Origin of the sequence: Janibacter alkaliphilus, assembly GCF_013408565.1 — a bacterium.
Classification (GTDB): Bacteria; Actinomycetota; Actinomycetes; order Actinomycetales; family Dermatophilaceae; genus Janibacter; species Janibacter alkaliphilus.
On record NZ_JACBZX010000001.1, the window covers coordinates 1,658,820 to 1,676,359 of the forward strand.

The 17,540-nt window shown below is 73.5% G+C and carries 15 protein-coding genes; 13 read left to right on the forward strand and 2 right to left on the reverse strand.

Going from position 1 to position 17,540, the window contains the following annotated elements; translation table 11 throughout:
* Positions 1-17: 17 nt before the first annotated feature.
* Together BJY28_RS08055 and BJY28_RS08060 are read left to right on the forward strand one after the other, a co-directional pair.
* Positions 18-1,055, forward strand: a complete 1,038-nt coding sequence (locus tag BJY28_RS08055) for a phosphotransferase family protein (protein ID WP_179462556.1) — start codon at positions 18-20, stop codon at positions 1,053-1,055.
* 10 nt (positions 1,056-1,065) lie between these two features.
* Positions 1,066-1,758, forward strand: a complete 693-nt coding sequence (locus BJY28_RS08060) for a TetR/AcrR family transcriptional regulator (protein ID WP_179462557.1) — start codon at positions 1,066-1,068, stop codon at positions 1,756-1,758.
* Between the two features lie 76 nt (positions 1,759-1,834).
* Here BJY28_RS08060 and BJY28_RS08065 read toward each other — a convergent pair whose 3' ends face one another.
* A complete protein-coding gene (locus BJY28_RS08065) occupies positions 1,835-2,605 on the reverse strand; it encodes an SDR family oxidoreductase (protein WP_246313370.1) in 771 nt (256 codons plus the stop codon).
* A gap of 164 nt (positions 2,606-2,769) precedes the next feature.
* Between BJY28_RS08065 and BJY28_RS08070 the strand changes: the two genes are divergently transcribed.
* The 3 genes from BJY28_RS08070 to BJY28_RS08080 are packed head-to-tail and all read left to right on the forward strand — an operon-like array spanning position 2,770 to position 5,293.
* Positions 2,770-3,777: an NADP-dependent oxidoreductase gene (locus BJY28_RS08070; RefSeq protein WP_179462559.1), complete on the forward strand. Its 1,008-nt coding sequence runs from the start codon at positions 2,770-2,772 to the stop codon at positions 3,775-3,777.
* Between the two features lie 41 nt (positions 3,778-3,818).
* Positions 3,819-4,769 (forward strand): NADPH:quinone oxidoreductase family protein, encoded by a 951-nt coding sequence (locus tag BJY28_RS08075; protein WP_179462560.1) that lies wholly within the window; start codon positions 3,819-3,821, stop codon positions 4,767-4,769.
* On the forward strand, positions 4,766-5,293 hold the full coding sequence (locus tag BJY28_RS08080; protein ID WP_179462561.1) for a thioesterase family protein: 528 nt from the start codon (positions 4,766-4,768) through the stop codon (positions 5,291-5,293). Before BJY28_RS08075 ends, BJY28_RS08080 begins: the two co-directional genes overlap by 4 nt.
* A gap of 261 nt (positions 5,294-5,554) precedes the next feature.
* Here BJY28_RS08080 and BJY28_RS08085 read toward each other — a convergent pair whose 3' ends face one another.
* A complete protein-coding gene (locus BJY28_RS08085; protein ID WP_179462562.1) occupies positions 5,555-6,022 on the reverse strand; it encodes a MaoC family dehydratase in 468 nt (155 codons plus the stop codon).
* A gap of 175 nt (positions 6,023-6,197) precedes the next feature.
* On the opposite strand from BJY28_RS08085, the gene fabG reads away from it, so the two are divergent.
* The 8 genes from fabG to BJY28_RS08125 all read left to right on the forward strand — a co-directional run bounded on the left by fabG (position 6,198) and on the right by BJY28_RS08125 (position 17,462).
* Positions 6,198-6,953, forward strand: coding sequence for a 3-oxoacyl-ACP reductase FabG (gene fabG / locus BJY28_RS08090; protein ID WP_179462563.1), 756 nt, complete (start codon positions 6,198-6,200; stop codon positions 6,951-6,953).
* An 87-nt stretch (positions 6,954-7,040) separates the two neighbouring features.
* Positions 7,041-7,850 carry an SDR family oxidoreductase gene (locus BJY28_RS08095; RefSeq protein WP_179462564.1) on the forward strand — a complete coding sequence of 270 codons (810 nt, stop codon included), beginning with the start codon at positions 7,041-7,043 and terminating at the stop codon, positions 7,848-7,850.
* Positions 7,851-7,879: 29 nt separating this feature from the next.
* A complete protein-coding gene (locus BJY28_RS08100) occupies positions 7,880-9,394 on the forward strand; it encodes an AMP-binding protein (protein WP_179462565.1) in 1,515 nt (504 codons plus the stop codon).
* A 102-nt stretch (positions 9,395-9,496) separates the two neighbouring features.
* Positions 9,497-10,714, forward strand: coding sequence for an acyl-CoA dehydrogenase family protein (locus BJY28_RS08105; RefSeq protein ID WP_179462566.1), 1,218 nt, complete (start codon positions 9,497-9,499; stop codon positions 10,712-10,714).
* A complete protein-coding gene (locus tag BJY28_RS08110) occupies positions 10,707-11,876 on the forward strand; it encodes an acyl-CoA dehydrogenase family protein (RefSeq protein WP_179462567.1) in 1,170 nt (389 codons plus the stop codon). Before BJY28_RS08105 ends, BJY28_RS08110 begins: the two co-directional genes overlap by 8 nt.
* Entirely contained in the window at positions 11,873-12,946 is a 1,074-nt protein-coding gene (locus BJY28_RS08115; RefSeq protein ID WP_179462568.1) for an acyl-CoA dehydrogenase family protein, read from the forward strand. The genes BJY28_RS08110 and BJY28_RS08115 overlap by 4 nt, the downstream gene beginning before the upstream one ends.
* Positions 12,947-13,018: 72 nt before the next feature.
* Positions 13,019-14,215, forward strand: coding sequence for an acetyl-CoA C-acyltransferase (locus tag BJY28_RS08120; RefSeq protein ID WP_179462569.1), 1,197 nt, complete (start codon positions 13,019-13,021; stop codon positions 14,213-14,215).
* Positions 14,216-14,258: 43 nt separating this feature from the next.
* Positions 14,259-17,462, forward strand: a complete 3,204-nt coding sequence (locus tag BJY28_RS08125) for a carboxyl transferase domain-containing protein (protein ID WP_343037021.1) — start codon at positions 14,259-14,261, stop codon at positions 17,460-17,462.
* Positions 17,463-17,540: the final 78 nt, after the last annotated feature.

The following is a 17,540-nucleotide window of genomic DNA, read 5'->3' on the forward strand; positions in this document are numbered from 1 at the left end:
GAGAGGAAGCCGTCCCCATGACCGCAGAGCAGCAGTCCCCGGAGGGCCTGGACGTCGGTCCGGTCACCGACTGGATCGTCGGCCTCGGCATCGGCGCGCAGCCGCCGCTGACCTTCGAGCGGGTCGGGCTGGGCCAGTCCAACCTCACCTTCGCGGTCAGCGACACCGCCGGTCACCGGTGGGTGCTGCGCCGGCCCCCGCTGGGCGAGCTGCTGGCCTCGGCGCACGACGTCGCCCGGGAGCACCGCATCCTCAGCGGCCTGCAGGGCACCGGGGTGCCGATCCCGGACATCCACGGGCTGTGCGAGGACCCGACGGTCACCGACGTGCCGCTGATGCTCATGTCCTGGGTGGACGGGGCGGTGCTGGACAGCCGGGAGGACGCCGAGGCGCTGCCGATGGCCGCGCGCGCCGCGGTCGGCCCGTCGGTGGTCGACGCCCTGGCCCGCATCCATGCCGTCGACCTTGAGGCCACCGGGCTGGCCGACCTGGCCAGCCACAAGCCGTACGCCGCGCGGCAGCTGCGGCGCTGGTCCGGGCAGTGGGAGAAGTCCAAGACCCGCGAGCTGCCCGAGCTGGACCGGCTGACCGCCCGGCTGCACGAGATCGAGCCGGAGCCGGGGGAGATCACCCTCGTGCACGGCGACTGCCATGTGCGCAACGTCATCATCGACCCCGAGGACGCCACCGTGCGGGCCGTGCTCGACTGGGAGCTGTGCACCCTGGGCGACCCGTTGGCCGACATCGGCACCCTGCTCGGCTACTGGCCGCAGCCGGGCGACCCGCCGACGATGCGCTTCGACGCCTCGACGGTCGAGGGCTTCGTCACCCGCGAGGATCTGCTGCGCGAGTACGCCGAGGCCACCGGCCGGGACGTCTCCGCGGTGCCCTTCTGGCACGCCCTGGGCGTGTGGAAGCTGGCCGTGATCATCGAAGGGGTGCGCCGTCGCCAGCTCGACGACGAGCGCAACCTCTCGGCCAGCGGGCACTTCCCTCCGGAGGTGGTCGACGGCCTGGTGGCCTACGCGCACGGCGTCCTCGACGGCCAGCACTAGGCTGGGGCGGATGAGCACCACCTCCGCCGGGCCGACCGATCCCGAGCTGCCCTCCTTCGTCGACCCCGCCCGGGTGGGCACGCAGCCGGCCACCGCCCGGGGCCAGCGCACCCGTGACGCGCTGATCGCGGCCGCCCGCAAGGTCTTCGAGCGGGACGGCTACGTCGAGTCCCGGCTCGTCGACATCGTCGCCGAGGCGCGCTGCTCGATCGGCAGCTTCTACACGTGGTTCGAGGGCAAGGACGAGGTCTTCGCCGCGGTCGTCCAGCAGGCGCAGAACGACATGCTGCACCCGGGGATCGCCCGGGTGGAGTCCACCGACGACCCGGTGGAGATCATCGCCGCCAGCAACCGGGCCTACTTCGCCGCCTACGAGCGCAACGCCCGGCTCAACCAGCTCCTCGACCAGGTCGCCGCGGTCGACCCCTCCTTCCGCTCGCTGCGCCGGGCCCGCTCGCAGGCCTTCGTCGAGCGCAACGCGCGGGCGATCCGTGACCTGCAGGCGCGCGGCCTGGCCGACCAGGGGGTCGACCCGACGGTGGCCGCGATGGCGCTCTCCGGGATGGTCAGCCGCCTGGCGCAGGGCGCCTTCCTCCCGGACGGGCCTTACGTCATCGAGGTGGCCCCGGAGGACCTGGTGTCGGCGGCCACCCGGCTGTGGACCAACGCGCTCGGCCTCACCCAGCCGCAGCTGGGACGCTGATCGGGCCGGTGGCTCCGCAGAACCACCGGCCCGACCCACGCGCTCGCGTTCGCCGCGCGCTCGCGTCGCCGACCGATCAGCGGTTGATGGTCACCCCGCCGTCGACGACGAGGGTCTCGCCGACGACGTAGTCACCGGCCCGCGAGGCGAGGTAGACCGCCGCGCCGGCCATGTCCTCCGGCACCCCGATCCGCCCCGAGGGGATGTCCCCGGCGATCTCGTCGCCGCGGTCGCGGGCGTCCTTGTTCATCGTCGAGGCGAAGGCGCCCGGCGCGATCGCGCTGACCACGATGCCCTCGGGGGCCAGGCGCACCGCCATCCGACGGGTCAGGTGGATCACCCCGGCCTTGCTGGCGTGGTAGCTGTAGGTCTCCAGCGGGTTGACCGAGAGGCCGTCGATGGAGGCGGTGGTGATGACCTTCGACGGCCGGCCGCTGCGCTCCCGGGCGGCCAGCAGCAGCGGCTTGGCCGCCTGGGTGAGGAAGAAGGGGGCCTTGACGTTGAGGTCCATGACCTTGTCCCAGCCGCTCTCCGGGAACTCGTCGAAGGGGGCGCCCCAGGCGGCGCCGGCGTTGTTGACGAGGATGTCCAGGCTGTCCTCGTGCTCCCGGTAGGCGGCCAGCAGCCCGTCGATGCCCTCGCGGGTGGAGACGTCGGCCGGCAGCGAGACGCAGTGCCCGAGCTCGGAGAGCTTCTCGGCCGTGGCGTCGCAGTGCGCGGCCTTGCGGGCGGAGATGTAGACCCGCGCGCCCTGCTGCAGGAAGCCCTCGGCAATCATCCGGCCGATGCCCCGGGAGCCCCCGGTGATCAGCGCGGTGCGCCCCTCGAGGGAGAAGAGCGAGCTCATGTCCATGGGTGTGTGCCTCTCGTCGGGGCCGGCGTCGGGGCCGGCCGGTGGTCGACTCTGACCATCCGGACCTGATGTTGAGGTCGGATTCAGGTTAGGATCATCGTGCCCGAACCCGGTCGTGGGCGCAACGCTGCGCCACGGCCCGACCTCAAGGAGGATCGATGAGCTGGTCGTCGACCCAGGTGACGCTCGCTGCCCGCCCGACGGGATATCCCGACGAGAGCACCTGGGAGGTGGCCACCACCGAGGTGCCCGAGCCCGGTCCCGGCCAGGTCGTGGTGCGGGTGGACCTGCTCTCCCTCGACCCGGCGATGCGCGGCTGGCTCAACGACGTGCGCTCCTACGTGCCCCCGGTCGGGATCGGTGAGGTGATGCGCGCCTTCGGCTCCGGCGAGGTGGTCGCCTCCGCCCACGACGAGATCGCCGTCGGCGACGTCGTCAGCGGCGTCTTCGGGGTCCGCGAGCACGCGCTCGTCGACGGCGCCGAGGTCACCCGGCTGGACACGGACCTCGCCCCGCCGTCCACCTGGCTCGGTGCTCTCGGCATGCCGGGCATGACCGCCTACTTCGGGCTCGAGGACGTCGGCCGCGCCCAGCCCGGCGACACCGTCCTCGTCTCGGCCGCCGCCGGCGCCGTCGGCAGCACCGTGGTGCAGCTGGCGAAGGCGCGTGGCTGCCGGGTGATCGGCATCGCCGGCGGCCCGGAGAAGGTCGCCTGGGTCGAGGAGACCGGTGCCGACGTGGCCATCGACTACAAGGCCGGCGGTCTGCTCAAGCAGATCCGTGCCGCCGCCCCGGACGGGGTCGACGTCTACTTCGACAACGTCGGCGGCGAGGTGCTTGACGCCGCCCTGGCCTCGCTCGCCCGCGGTGCCAGGGTGGTGCTCTGCGGCGCGATCTCCGGCTACAACGACGAGACCCTGCCCGACGGCCCGCGGCGCTACATGTCGCTGCTCGTCTTCCGCGCGTCGATGACCGGCTTCGTCGTCTTCGACTACGAGGACCGCTACCCCGAGGCGGTCGCGGCGATCGGCGAGCTCATCACCAGCGGCCGGATGCAGCCCCGTGAGACCGTGCTGACCGGAGGGATCGAGGCCTTCCCGGAGGCGCTGCTCGGCCTCTACCGCGGCGTGAACACCGGCAAGCTGCTGCTGCAGGTCTCCGGCTGACGCCGCCTGCCCCGACCGACCCCCGAGAGAGGAACCGACACATGCGAGCCGTCCACATCAGCACCCTCGACGGGCCCGAGGCGATCGAGCTGGTCGACCTGCCCGACCCTTCTGCCGAGGGCCTGGTCACCATCGCCGTCAAGGCCGCTGGGGTGGCCTTCCCCGAGCTGCTGCAGACCCGCGGTCTCTACCAGATGAAGCCGGACCTGCCCTTCGTCCCCGGCGCCGAGGTCTCCGGGATCGTCGAGAGCGCCCCCGAGGGCAGCGGCCTGAGCGCCGGTGACCGGGTGGCCGCGCTGCCGCTGCTCGGCGGCTTCGCCGAGAAGGTGCAGGCCAGGCCCGACCTCACCTTCGCGCTGCCGGACGAGGTCTCCTTCGAGGAGGGGGCCTCCTTCCTCTTCAACTACGCCACCGCCTACTTCGCGCTGCTCGAGCGGGGCGGCCTGGCCCAGGGCGAGACCGTGCTCGTGCACGGCGCCGCCGGCGGCATCGGCACCGCCTCGATCCAGGTGGCCAAGGCCTTCGGTGCCGGCCGGGTGATCGCCGTCGTCTCCACCGAGGAGAAGGGGGAGGTCGCCCGGGCGGCCGGGGCCGACGAGGTCGTCCTCGCCGACGGCTTCAAGGACACCGTCGGCAAGTCGGTGGACATCGTCGTCGACCCGGTCGGCGGGGACCGCTTCACCGACTCGCTGCGCACCCTGCGCGAGCACGGCCGGCTGCTGGTCATCGGCTTCACCGCCGGCTCCATCCCCGAGGTCAAGGTCAACCGGCTGCTGCTGAACAACGTCGCCGTGCTCGGGGTCGGCTGGGGCGCCTACGCGATGAGCCGCCCGGGGCACGTCGGCACCGAGTGGGAGGCCATGCTGCCGCACCTGCGCAGCGGTGCGCTGCGCCCGATCGTCGGTGCGGTGCACCCGCTGGCCGAGGCCAGCGCCGCGCTGCAGTCGCTGGAGGGGCGGACGGTCACCGGCAAGGTGGTGCTCACCCCGTGAGCCGGCCGGAGCTGCCGAGCGTCGCCGAGATCGACGAGCTGGCACCGGTGCACCGGCAGGTGGCCGGCCCGGAGTGGGAGGACGGCAACGGGCACGTCAACGTGCGCCACTTCTACGACCTGCACTGTGCCGGGGCCGAGATCGGGCTCACCCGGATCGGTCTGGGCGACGAGTACCGGCAGCAGAGTCGCTGCGGGGTCTTCAGCGTCGAGCAGCACCTGCGCTTCCTCTCCGAGGTGCGCATCGGCGAGGAGGTCAGCGTGCACGTGCGCTGGCTGGGTCGCGGCGCCAAGGTCTTCCACGCGGTCTCCGTCGTGGTGAACCGCAGCACCGGTCGGGTGGCCAACACCCTCGAGCTGCTGGAGGCGCACGTCGACCTCACCACCCGGCGGGCCGCCCCCTTCCCCGCGGACCTCGCCGGGGTGATCGACGCCGAGGTGGCCGAGCACGCCCGGCTGGGCTGGCAGCTGCCGCTCACCGGCCACATGGGCGTGCGCCGCCCGGCCGATCAGCCCGCCGGCTGACCTGCTGGCCCGCCGACCTGGGCGAAACTGCCCGGGCAGTTGCGCAGGAGTGCGAATTGCCCGGGCAGTTGCGCAGGGGAGTGTGATTTGCCCGGGCAGTTGCGCACGGGAGTGTGATTTGCCCGGGCAGTTGCGCCAGGGAGTGTGATTTGCCCGGGCAGTTGCGGGGGGAGAGTGTGATTTGCCCGGGCAGTTGCGGGGGAGAGAGCCGGGCGGACGACGAGCCCGGGGTGTCTCGTCGCCCGTCCGGCGGTTCTGGGGTCAGCCGTTGCTGAAGCGGCCGATCGAGTCGGCCACGACGATCGGCTTCTCGATGCCGTCGGCCTCGACCGTCAGCCGGGTGACGACGTGCACCTGGCCGGGCTTGACCTCGTCGGCGGAGGCGATCTCGGCGCGCAGCCGGATCTGCGAGCCGACCGGCAGCGGGTGGATGAAACGCACCTTGTCGTAGCCGTAGTTGAGGCTGTGCGCGAAGCCGTCGAAGGCCATCAGCTCCTCGAGCAGCGCCGGCGTGCGGGAGAGGCTGTAGAGCCCGTGCGCGATGGTCGTGCCGAAGGGGCTGTCGGCGGCGCGCTCGGGGTCGACGTGGATCCACTGGTGGTCACCGGTGATGTCGGCGAAGCCGTCGATGGTCGCCTGGTCCACCGGGTGCCACCCGGTCGGGCCGAGCTCGACGCCGACGAGCTCCTGGAGGTCGGCGACGGACGTGGGGCGCTGCTTCTCGGCCATGGTGGCTCCTTCGTCGTGGCGCCCGTGGGCACCCGTCGGGGTTCGGTTGCGGCATCTCGTCACCGCGCACGGGTCCCTCCGGCGGGTGTCCAGATGCCGTCGACCGTAGTTGAACTTGAAGGCGGGTTCAAGTAGCGTCGCGAGGGCACGACGCCGACGAAGGAGAACGCACCACATGTCTGTTCAGCGCACCGCGATCGTGTCTGGAGCTGCTCGGGGGATCGGGGCGGCGGTGGCGCGTCGGTTCGCGGCGGACGGTCATCGGGTGGGGGTGCTGGATCTGGATGAGTCGGCGTGCCAGGTGGTGGTGGAGGAGATCACGGCTGCGGGTGGGTCGGCGCTGGCGGTGGGGGCGGATGTCTCGGACGCGGAGCAGGTGGATGCCGCGGTGGCTCGGGTGGCCCAGGAGCTGGGGGCGCCGACGATCCTGGTGAACAATGCGGGGATCATCCGGGACAACTTGTTGTTCAAGATGAGTGTGGAGGACTGGGATGCGGTGATGGGGGTGCATCTGCGGGGGGCGTTCAACCTGTGCAAGGCGGTGCAGGCGTATCAGACGGTGGAGAAGTATGGGCGGGTCGTGAATCTGTCGAGCACGTCGGCGTTGGGGAATCGTGGTCAGGTGAACTACTCGGCGGCGAAGGCGGGGATGCAGGGGTTGACGAAGACGTTGGCGATCGAGCTGGGTCGGTTCGGGGTGACGGCGAACGCGATCGCGCCGGGGTTCATCCAGACGGAGATGACGGCGGCGACGGCGGAGCGTGTGGGGGTGGGGTTCGAGGACTTCATCGCGTATGCGGCCAAGGAGATCCCGGTGCAGCGGGTGGGGCAGCCGGAGGACATCGCGGCGACGGCGTCGTTCTTGTGCAGCGAGGAGGCGGGGTTCGTCTCGGGTCAGGTCATCTACGTGGCCGGCGGACCCAAGGACTGACCCGCCGCCCGCCGCACGGCGGGCGAGCAGGTCGCGTGCAGCAGCAGCCGGCGACAGCGCCGGGCAGGGACTCGAAGGAGAGTGCGGATGGACGTCAACCAGAGCGTGGCGATCGTCACCGGCGCGGCCGGCGGCATCGGTGAGGCGGTGGCCCGGCGGCTGCTGGAGCGTGGCGCGCAGGTGGTGATCACCGACCTGGACCAGGCCCGCGTGGACGCCGCCGTGCAGCGCCTCGAGACGGTCTCGCCGGGCAACGTGCGCGGCGCCGCCGGTGACGCCTCCGCCGAGGCCGACATCGCCGCCGCGATCACCCTGGCCCAGGACGCCTTCGGCCCGGTCGACCTCTACGTCGCCAACGCCGGCATCGGCGACGGCGAGGGCCTCGAGGCCAGCGAGGAGCAGTGGAGCCTGGCCCTGGACGTCAACCTCATGGCGCACGTCCGGGCCGCCCGGGCCCTGGTGCCCGGCTGGGTCGAGCGCGGCCACGGCTACTTCGTCAGCACCGCCTCCGCGGCCGGGCTGCTCACCCAGATCGGCTCGGCCACCTACTCGGTCACCAAGCACGGCGCGGTCGCCTTCGCCGAGTGGCTCTCGGTCACCTACGGCGCCCAGGGCGTCGGGGTCAGCTGCCTGTGCCCGATGGGAGTGGACACCGACATGCTGCGCTCGGGCATGACCTCCCGCGAGGACGACGGTCAGAAGGCGGTCGCCGCGGTCACCGGCGCCGGTGACGTGCTCGAGCCGCTGACCGTGGCCGACGACGTGCTCGCCGCCATCGCCGAGGAGACCTTCCTCATCCTCCCGCACGCCGACGTCCGGGAGTTCCTGCGCCGCAAGGTCGACGACCACGACCGCTGGATCCGCGGCATGCAGCGCTACCAGTCCAGCCTGTCCTGACGCTCGCCCAGACGAGGAGAGACGAGACCATGAGCAACGCCGCCCACCTGGTCCGCGACCACGCCGAGAGCCGGCCCGACGCCCTCGCCCTGCGCGAGGGGGAGCGGGAGTGGAGCTTCGCCGCGCTGCACGCCTCGGTCGGTGACGCCGTCGCCCAGCTGCGCGAGCGTGGCGTCGGGCCCGGCGACCGGGTGCTCATGGTCGTCCCGACGAGCGCCGAGTTCGTCATCGCCTACCACGCGGTGCTCTCGATCGGTGCCACCGCGGTGACCGTCAACCCGCTGTGCACCGCCCGCGAGCTGGGCTACTTCCTCGAGGACTCCGGGGCCACCACCGCCCTCGGCTGGCACGAGAGCGCGCCCCCGGTGCAGCAGGCCGCCGACGAGGCCGGGGTGAGCACCTGGCTGCTGGAGTCCGGCCTCTTCGGCGAGGGCGAGCCGGTCGAGCCGGCCCCCGCCGAGACCGACGCCGCCGCCGTGCTGCTCTACACCTCCGGCACCACCGGACGGCCGAAGGGGGCCGTGCTCACCCACGGCAACCTGCTCTCCTGCGGCGCCGCCCTCGCCGAGTCGCTGCAGCTCGTGCCCGAGGACGCCATGGGCACCGCGCTGCCGCTCTTCCACGTCTTCGGCCAGGCCGCGGTGATGTACTCCGCCTACTCCGTCGGGGCCAGCCTCACCCTGGCCCGGCCCTTCGACCCGGCGACGATGCTCGCCCTCGCCGCCCGGCACCGGCTCACCGCCCTGGCCGGGGTGCCGACGATGTGGAACGCGATGCTGCACGCCGAGACCGAGGTGACCCGCGAGGACCTCGCCGACCTGCGGCTGGCCTGCTCCGGCGGGGCGGCGCTGCCGCTGGAGATCGCCCGCGCCTTCAAGGAGCGCTTCGGCGCCACCGTCCTCGACGGCTACGGCCTCAGCGAGACCACCGGGGCGGCCACCTTCAGCTCGGCCGCCTTCCCGCGCAAGGAGATGAGCGTCGGGCGGGCCCTGCCCGGGCTGGAGCTGGCCATCCTCGGCGACGACCGCGAGCCGCTGCCCCCGGGCGAGACCGGCGAGGTGGCGATCACCGGACCGGTCGTCATGCGCGAGTACTGGAACCGCCCGGAGGCCACCGCCGAGGTGCGCCACGGCCGGTGGTTCCTCACCGGCGACATCGGCCGGATGGACGCCGACGGCGACCTGTGGATCGTCGACCGCAAGAAGGACCTCGTCATCCGCGGCGGCTACAACGTCTACCCCCGCGAGGTCGAGGAGCTGCTCTTCGCCCACCCGGCGATCCGCGAGGCCGCGGTGATCGGCGTCCCCGACGAGCGGCTCGGCGAGGAGCTGGCCGCGGTGGTCGCCCTGCAGCCCGGCCAGCAGGTCGAGCCCGCGGAGCTGCGTGCCTGGCTCGGCGAGCAGCTCGCCGACTACAAGGTGCCGCGGATCTACACGGTCGTCGACGAGCTGACGAAGGGGGCCACCGGCAAGATCCTCAAGCGTGGCCTGGACCGCGACGAGATCTCCCGTGACGGGGTCCGCCCGCCGCGCACCACCGGCTGACCGCCGACCCCACCGCGCGCCCCGACCGAAGACCGAGCCACCGACCACCGACCCCCCGACCACCCGGACCGCACCAGGCCCGCCAGGAGCAGGAGCAGGAGCATGGACTTCGCCCACGACGAGACCACGAAGGCGCTGCAGCAGACGCTGACCGCCTTCATGGACGAGCACGTCTACCCGGCCGAGCCGGCCTACCAGGAGGCGGTCGACGCCGCCCCCGAGCGGTGGGCCCCGCCGCCGCTCATCGAGCCGCTGAAGGAGGAGGCCAAGCGGCAGGGGTTGTGGAACCTCTTCCTCCCCGGCGAGGACGGCGCCGGCCTGACCAACCTGCAGTACGCGCCGCTGTGCGAGATCCTCGGCCGCAGCCTGCACATCGCCCCGGTGGCGACCAACTGCGCGGCGCCGGACACCGGCAACATGGAGGTGCTGCACATGTTCGGCACCCCCGCCCAGCAGGAGCGCTGGCTGCAGCCGCTGATGCAGGGCGAGATCCGCTCCGCCTTCGCCATGACCGAGCCGCGGGTGGCCAGCTCGGACGCCACGAACATCGAGACCTCGATCACCCGCGAGGGCGACGAGTACGTCATCGACGGACGCAAGTGGTACATCTCCGGCGCGATGAACCCGGCCGCCGAGATCTTCATCGTCATGGGCAAGACCGACCCCGGCGCCGAGCGGCACCGGCAGCAGTCGATGATCCTCGTCCCGCGGGACACCCCCGGCGTCGAGGTGCGCCGCGGCATGAAGGTGCTCGGCTACGACGACCGCGACCACGGCGGCCACGCCGAGATCGACTTCACCGGCGTGCGGGTGCCCGCCGAGAACCTCATCTCCGGCGAGGGCGAGGGCTTCGCCATCGCCCAGGCCCGGCTCGGCCCCGGCCGGATCCACCACTGCATGCGGCTCATCGGCATCGCCGAGCGCGGCCTGGAGCTGATGATCGCCCGCGCCGCCGACCGGGTCGCCTTCGGCAAGCCGCTCTCCGAGCAGGGCGTCATCCGCGACTGGATCGCCGAGGCCCGGGTGCGGATCGAGCAGATCCGGCTGCTCACCCTCAAGGCCGCCTGGCTCATGGACACCGTCGGCAACAAGGGTGCGCACACCGAGATCCAGGCGATCAAGATCGCCGCCCCGGCCACCGTCGAGTGGATCATGGACAAGGTCGTCCAGGTGCACGGCGCCGGCGGCCTCAGCCAGGACTTCCCGGTCGCCGAGTGGTTCGCCCAGGTGCGCACCCTGCGCTTCGCCGACGGCCCGGACGAGGTGCACAAGAACGCCCTGGCCCGTCACGAGATCCGGAAGGCCACCGCCGATGCCTGACCTGGACCAGGCGGTCAGCGAGCTGCTCGCCGCGCACGACCCGAGCACCACCGCGCCGGCCGACTTCCTCGGTGCCCGCTTCGACGCCGGCCTGGCCTGGGTGCACTTCCTGCAGGGCCGCGGCGGGCTCGGCGCCCCCCGCGGCGAGCAGGAGCGGGTGGACGAGCGGCTCGCCGCCGCCGGCGCCCCGGAGCCGGACCGCGGCCGCAACAGCATCGGCCTCGGCATGGCCGCCCCGACGCTCATCGCCTTCGGCACCGAGGAGCAGCAGCAGCGCTACCTGCGGCCGCTCTTCACCTCCGAGGAGATCTGGTGCCAGCTCTTCAGCGAGCCCGGCGCCGGCTCCGACCTCGCCGCGGTCGCCACCCGGGCCGTCCCGGACGGGGACGGCTGGGTCGTCGACGGGCAGAAGGTGTGGACCTCCGGCGCGCACAACGCCAGCCGGGCCATCCTCGTCGCCCGCACCGACACCTCGGTGCCCAAGCACGCCGGCCTCACCTACTTCGTCGTCGACATGAGCGACCCCGGCGTCGAGGTGCGCCCGCTGCGTCAGGTCACCGGCGAGGCCGAGTTCAACGAGGTCTTCCTCACCGGCGTGCGGGTGCCCGACAGCGACCGCATCGGCGCCGTCGGCGAGGGCTGGAAGGTGGCCACCACCACCCTGAACAACGAGCGGGTGGCGATCGGCGCCGGCAGCGAGCGCGAGGCCGGCCAGATCGGCCTGGTCACCCAGACCTGGCGCGAGCAGCCGGAGGTGCGCACCCCCGGCGCCCACGAGCAGCTGATGCGGCTCTGGGTCGAGTGCGAGGTCACCCGCTACGCCGGTGAGCGGCTGCGCCAGCAGCTCGAGGTCGGCCAGCCCGGACCGGAGAGCTCGGCGATGAAGCTCGCCTTCGCGCAGCAGGCCCAGGAGATCACCGGCTTCGCCCTGGAGCTGCAGCCCGAGGCCGGGCTGGGGTACGACGACTGGACCATGGTCCGCTCCGCGGCCGCCGACTTCCTCGGCCGCGGCCCTGGCTTCCGCTACCTGCGGGCCAAGGGCAACTCGATCGAAGGGGGGACCAGCGAGATCATGCGCAACGTCGTCGCCGAGCGCGTCCTCGGCCTGCCCCCGGAGCACCGCCCCGACAAGGGCATCCCCTTCAAGGACGTACCGCGATGACCGACCTGCTCTACACCGACGTCGAGGAGGCGCTGCGCGACAGCGTCCGCAGCACCCTCGCCCGGCACCTGGACGACGGGCTGGTCGCCCGCCTCTACGACGAGCCCGGGACCGATCTCAGCGCGCTGTGGCGCGCCCTGGCCGAGCAGCTCGGCCTGGCCGGCCTGCTCGTGCCCGAGGACCTCGGCGGCGCCGAGGCCGGCCCGCGCGAGGCCGCCGTGGTGCTCGAGGAGCTGGGCCGCGCGGTCGCGCCCACCCCCTTCCTCACCAGCGCCGTCATCGCCACCACCGCGCTGCTGCGGGCCGGCGCCGCCGAGGCCGTGACGAGCCTCGCCGACGGCTCCCGGACCGCCGTGCTCGTGCTGCCCTGGACCGCCCGCCGCGGCGCCTGGAGCCCGGTCGCCGGGGCGGTGTCGCCCGTCGCCGGCGCGCTGCAGGCCGACCTCTTCGTCGTGCCGGCCGCGGTCGACGACCGGGTCGAGCTGCGGCTGCTGACCCGCGACGAGGTCGAGCTCGAGCCGATCACCTCCCTGGACATGAGCCGCCCGCTGGCACAGGTCACCCCGACCGGCCCGGGCCGCACCCTGGCCACCGGCGAGCCGGCCGAGGCGGCCGTCGACGCCGCGCTCGGCGCCGGGGCGGCGCTGCTCGCCTCCGAGCAGCTCGGCCTGGCCCAGCACTGCCTGGAGACGACCGTCGCCTACGCCAACGAGCGGGTGCAGTTCGCCCGCCCGATCGGCTCCTTCCAGGCGATCAAGCACCGGCTGGCCGACCTCTACCTCGAGGTGGTGCAGGCCCAGGCCGCCGCCCGCCAGGCCGCGGCCACGCTCGCCGAGGCCGACCCGGACGCCCCGGTCGCCCAGGCGGTGGCCGGCTCGTGGTGCTCCGACGTGGCCGTGCACGCCGCCGAGGAGGCGCTGCAGCTGCACGGCGGCATCGGCATGACCTGGGAGCACCCGGTGCACACCTACCTCAAGCGCGCCAAGGCCGACCAGCTCGCCCTCGGCACCCCCGAGCGGCACCGGGCCGACCTGGCCGGGCTCGTCGACCTGCCGCCCGCCACCCCCTGACCCCACCCCGGTCGGGCCGGTGATCCACACTGACAACGACCGATCCGCACTTCCAGCAGAAGGAGATCCACCATGCGCGAGGCCGTCATCGTCTCGACCGCCCGCACCCCGATCGGCAAGGCCTACCGGGGCGCCTTCAACAACACCCAGCCGCAGGAGCTCATCGGCCACGCCGTGCGGCACGCCGTCGAGCGCGCCGGCGTCGAGGGCGAGCAGATCGAGGACGCCGTCATCGGCGCCGCGCTGCAGCAGGGTGCCCAGTCGATGAACATCGGTCGTCAGGCGGCGCTGCGCGCCGGTCTGCCGGTCTCGGTGGCCGGCATGTCGATCGACCGGCAGTGCGCCAGCGGCCTCATGGGCATCGCCACCGCCGCCAAGCAGGTCGTCCTCGACGGCCAGGAGATCGCCGTCGGCGGCGGCGTCGACTCGATCTCGCTGGTGCAGAACGAGCACATGAACACCTTCCGCGCGCAGGACCCGTGGCTGGTCGAGCACGTCCCGGCGACGTACATGTCCATGCTCGAGACCGCCGAGGTCGTCGCCCAGCGCTACGGGATCTCCCGCGAGGCGCAGGACGAGTACGCCCTCAGCTCGCAGCAGCGCACCGCCGCCGCGCAGCAGGCCGGCCGCCTCGACGCCGAGATCGTGCCGCTGACGAGCATCCAGATGGTCAAGGACAAGGCCACCGGCGAGGTCTCCGAGACCGAGGTGACCCTGGCCCAGGACGAGGGCAACCGCCCCAGCACCACCATCGACAACCTCTCCGGCCTCTCCCCGGTGCTGGCGAAGGAGGCGGGCGGCCCCGAGTCGATCACCGCCGGCAACGCCTCCCAGCTCTCCGACGGCGCCTCCGCCGCCGTCGTCATGAGCGCCGAGGAGGCCGAGCGTCGCGGCCTGCAGCCGATGGGCGTCTACCGCGGTATGGCGGTCGCCGGCTGCGAGCCGGACGAGATGGGCATCGGTCCGGTCTTCGCCGTCCCGAAGCTGCTCAAGCAGCACGGCCTGACCGTCGATGACATCGACCTGTGGGAGCTCAACGAGGCCTTCGCCGTGCAGGCGCTCTACTGCCGTGACCGCCTCGGCATCGACCCGGAGAAGTACAACGTCGACGGCGGCGCCATCTCCATCGGCCACCCCTACGGCATGAGCGGCGCCCGGATGGTCGGCCACCTGCTCATCGAGGGCAAGCGCCGCGGCGCCCGCTACGGCGTCGTGACGATGTGCGTCGGCGGCGGCATGGGTGCCGCCGGTCTCTTCGAGATCCTCTGACCGACCGCCGCCCGCCCGTCCGCTGATCGAGGGAGATGAGCCCGTGACCGTCGTCGTCGCCAACCGCGGGGAGGTGGCGGTCCGGGTGGTGCGAGCGGCCCAGGAGCTGGGCCGCCGCACCGTCGCCCTGGTCACCGCGGACGAGCGGGACGGCCTGGCCGCCCGCCTCGCCTCGGCCAGCGCGCTGCTGCCGGGCGAGGGGGCGGCGCCCTACCTCGACCCCGGGCTGGTCACCGCGACCGCCCGCGAGCACGGCGGGGAGGGCCCGGTGCTGCTGCACCCGGGCTACGGCTTCCTCAGCGAGCGCGGCGACCTCGCCCGGGCCTGCGCGGACGCCGGGCTCACCTTCGTCGGCCCTGACGCCGGGCTGCTCGACCTCTTCGGCGACAAGGGCTCGGCCCGCGAGGCGGCGGTCGCGGCCGACGTGCCGGTCCTGCCGGCCACCGCGGTCGACCCGGACGAGGCGACGCTGCTCGCCTTCGCCCAGGAGCAGCACCCGGCCGGGGTGATGATCAAGGCGGCCGGCGGCGGTGGCGGCCGCGGCATGCGCGCGGTGCCGGCCGGTGAGGACCTGCCCGCGGCCTGGACGCGGGCCGCCTCCGAGGCCGCCCGCACCAGCGGATCCGCGGCGCTCTTCGCCGAGCGCCACGTCGCCCGCGCCCGGCACGTCGAGATCCAGGTGATCGGCGACGGCCGGGACGTGATGGCCCTCGGCGACCGGGACTGCACGCTGCAGCGCCGCTTCCAGAAGGTGCTCGAGGTCGCGCCCGCCCCCGACCTGCCGAGCCGGGTCCGCGACGAGATGCACGCCGCCGCGGTGCGGCTGCTGGCCGGCCGCGGCTACCGGGGGCTGGCCACCGTCGAGCTGCTCGTCGACGCCGACGACCCGTCGCGCTGGTGGTTCATCGAGGTCAACCCGCGCCTGCAGGTCGAGCACCCGGTGACCGAGATGGTCACCGGCGTCGACCTCGTGCTGGCGCAGCTGCGGCTGGCCGAGGGTGCCAGCCTGGCCGACCTCGGCCTCGGCGCGTCGCCGCCGGTGCAGGGGAGCGCGGTCGAGCTCCGGGTGGCCGCCGAGCGCACCACGAGCAGCGGGGTGCTGCCGGCCCACGGGGTCGTCGAGGAGCTGGTGCTCCCCTCCGGCCCCGGCGTGCGGGTGGACACCTGGCTAGAGCCGGGAACCCGCGTCGGCGACGGCTTCGACTCGCTGGTGGCCAAGGTCGTCGCGCACAGCGCCGCCGGCCACGACGCGGCCCTGGCCAAGGCCCGGGCTGCGCTCGGCCAGACCAGGATCGGTGGCCTGCCGACCAACCTCGACCTGCTCGGTGAGCTGCTGCAGCACGAGGCGGTGACCGGCTGGGGCGTGACGACCGGCTGGTTCGACGCCAGCGGGCTCGGCGAGCGCGCCGCGCAGGCCGGTGACGGCCCGGCCGGGGAGGTGACCGCGGCCAGCAGCGGCACGGTCGTCGAGGTGCTCGTCGCCGACGGCCAGCAGGTCGCCGCCGGCGCGCCGCTGGTCGTGCTCGAGGCGATGAAGATGGAGCACGTCGTCCCCGCCCCGGGCAGCGGGCAGGTCCGGACGGTGCACACCGAGACCGGCGCGACCGTGGCCGAGGGCGTCCGGCTGGTCACCCTCGACCTCGACGCCGACCAGAGCACCGACGGCGCCGGCGCTGAGGAGATCGACCTGGACGCCCCGCGCGCCGACCTGGCCCGGGTCGAGGAGCGCCGCGCCCATCAGCGCGACGCGGCCCGGCCCGAGGCGGTGGCCCGCCGGCACGAGCGCGGCCGGCGCACCACCCGGGAGAACCTCGCCGACCTGCTCGATCCCGGCAGCCTCGTCGAGTACGGCGGCTTCGCCGTCGCCGCCCAGCGGGCCCGGCGCAGCGAGGAGGACCTCATCGCGGCGACCCCCGCCGACGGCATCGTCACCGGGATCGGCCGCGTCGGCGGCGACGACGAGACCCCCGGGACCCGGTGCGCGGTGCTCGCCTACGACTACACCGTGCTCGCCGGCACCCAGGGCTACCTCAACCACAAGAAGACCGACCGGGTGCTCGAGCTGGCCCGGGAGCAGCGGCTGCCGGTGGTCCTCTTCGCCGAAGGGGGCGGCGGTCGCCCCGGCGACACCGACACCACCACCGCCAGCGGGCTGGACGTGCCCACCTTCGCCACGATGGGCTCGCTCAGCGGGCTGGTGCCCACCGTGGGCATCGCCGCCGGTCGCTGCTTCGCCGGCAACGCCGCCCTGCTCGGCTGCTGCGACGTCATCATCGCCAGCCGCGACTCGACCATCGGGATGGGTGGCCCGGCGATGATCGAGGGCGGCGGCCTGGGCCGCTACCGGCCCGAGGAGGTCGGCCCGATCGAGGTCCAGGGCAGCAACGGCGTCGTCGACGTCGTCGTCGAGGACGAGGCGGAGGCGGTGGAGGTCGCCCGCCGCTACCTCGGCTACCTGCGCGACGCGCCGACCGAGGGCTGGCAGGTCCCGGACCCGCGGCGGCTGCGGCACGTCGTCCCGGAGAACCGGGTGCGCGCCTACGACGTGCACCAGGCGATCACCGGGATCGCCGACGAGGGCTCGGTGCTCGAGCTGCGTGCCGGCTTCGCGCCCGGGGTGGTCACCGCCTTCGTGCGGGTCGAGGGGCGGGCGATGGGCCTGGTGGCCAACAACCCCCGGCACCTCGGAGGGGCGATCGATGCGCCGGCCGCGGACAAGCTGGCCCGCTTCCTGCAGCTGTGCGACGCCTACGGGCTGCCGGTGATCTCGCTCTGCGACACCCCCGGCTTCATGGTCGGACCGGAGCACGAGGCGACCGCGACGGTCCGCCACTTCGCCCGGCTCTTCGTCATCGGCGCGCACCTGCGGGTGCCGCTCATCACGATCGTGCTGCGCAAGGCCTACGGGCTCGGGGCGCAGGCGATGGCGGCGGGCAGCTTCCACCGCTCGGCGGCGACCATCGCCTGGCCCACCGGCGAGGTCGGCGGGATGGGCCTGGAGGGCGCGGTGCGGCTGGGCTACCGGCGCGAGCTGGAGGCGGTCGCCGACCCGGCCGAGCGGGCCGCGCTGGAGCAGCGGCTGCTGGCCGACCTCTACGAGCGCGGGCGCGCGGTGAACGCAGCCGCCGTGGTCGAGCTCGACGACGTCATCGACCCGGTGGACACCCGCCGCTGGATCGTTACCACCCTCGCCGGCGACCCCCCGCCGACCACCACGGAGACCGGGCGCTACGTGGACACCTGGTGACCCGACAGTCCTAGGACAGTCGCCCAGGCCCGCGCGCGCAGGCGGTCCACGCGGACATCGGCGGTCCCCGGGCGCGCA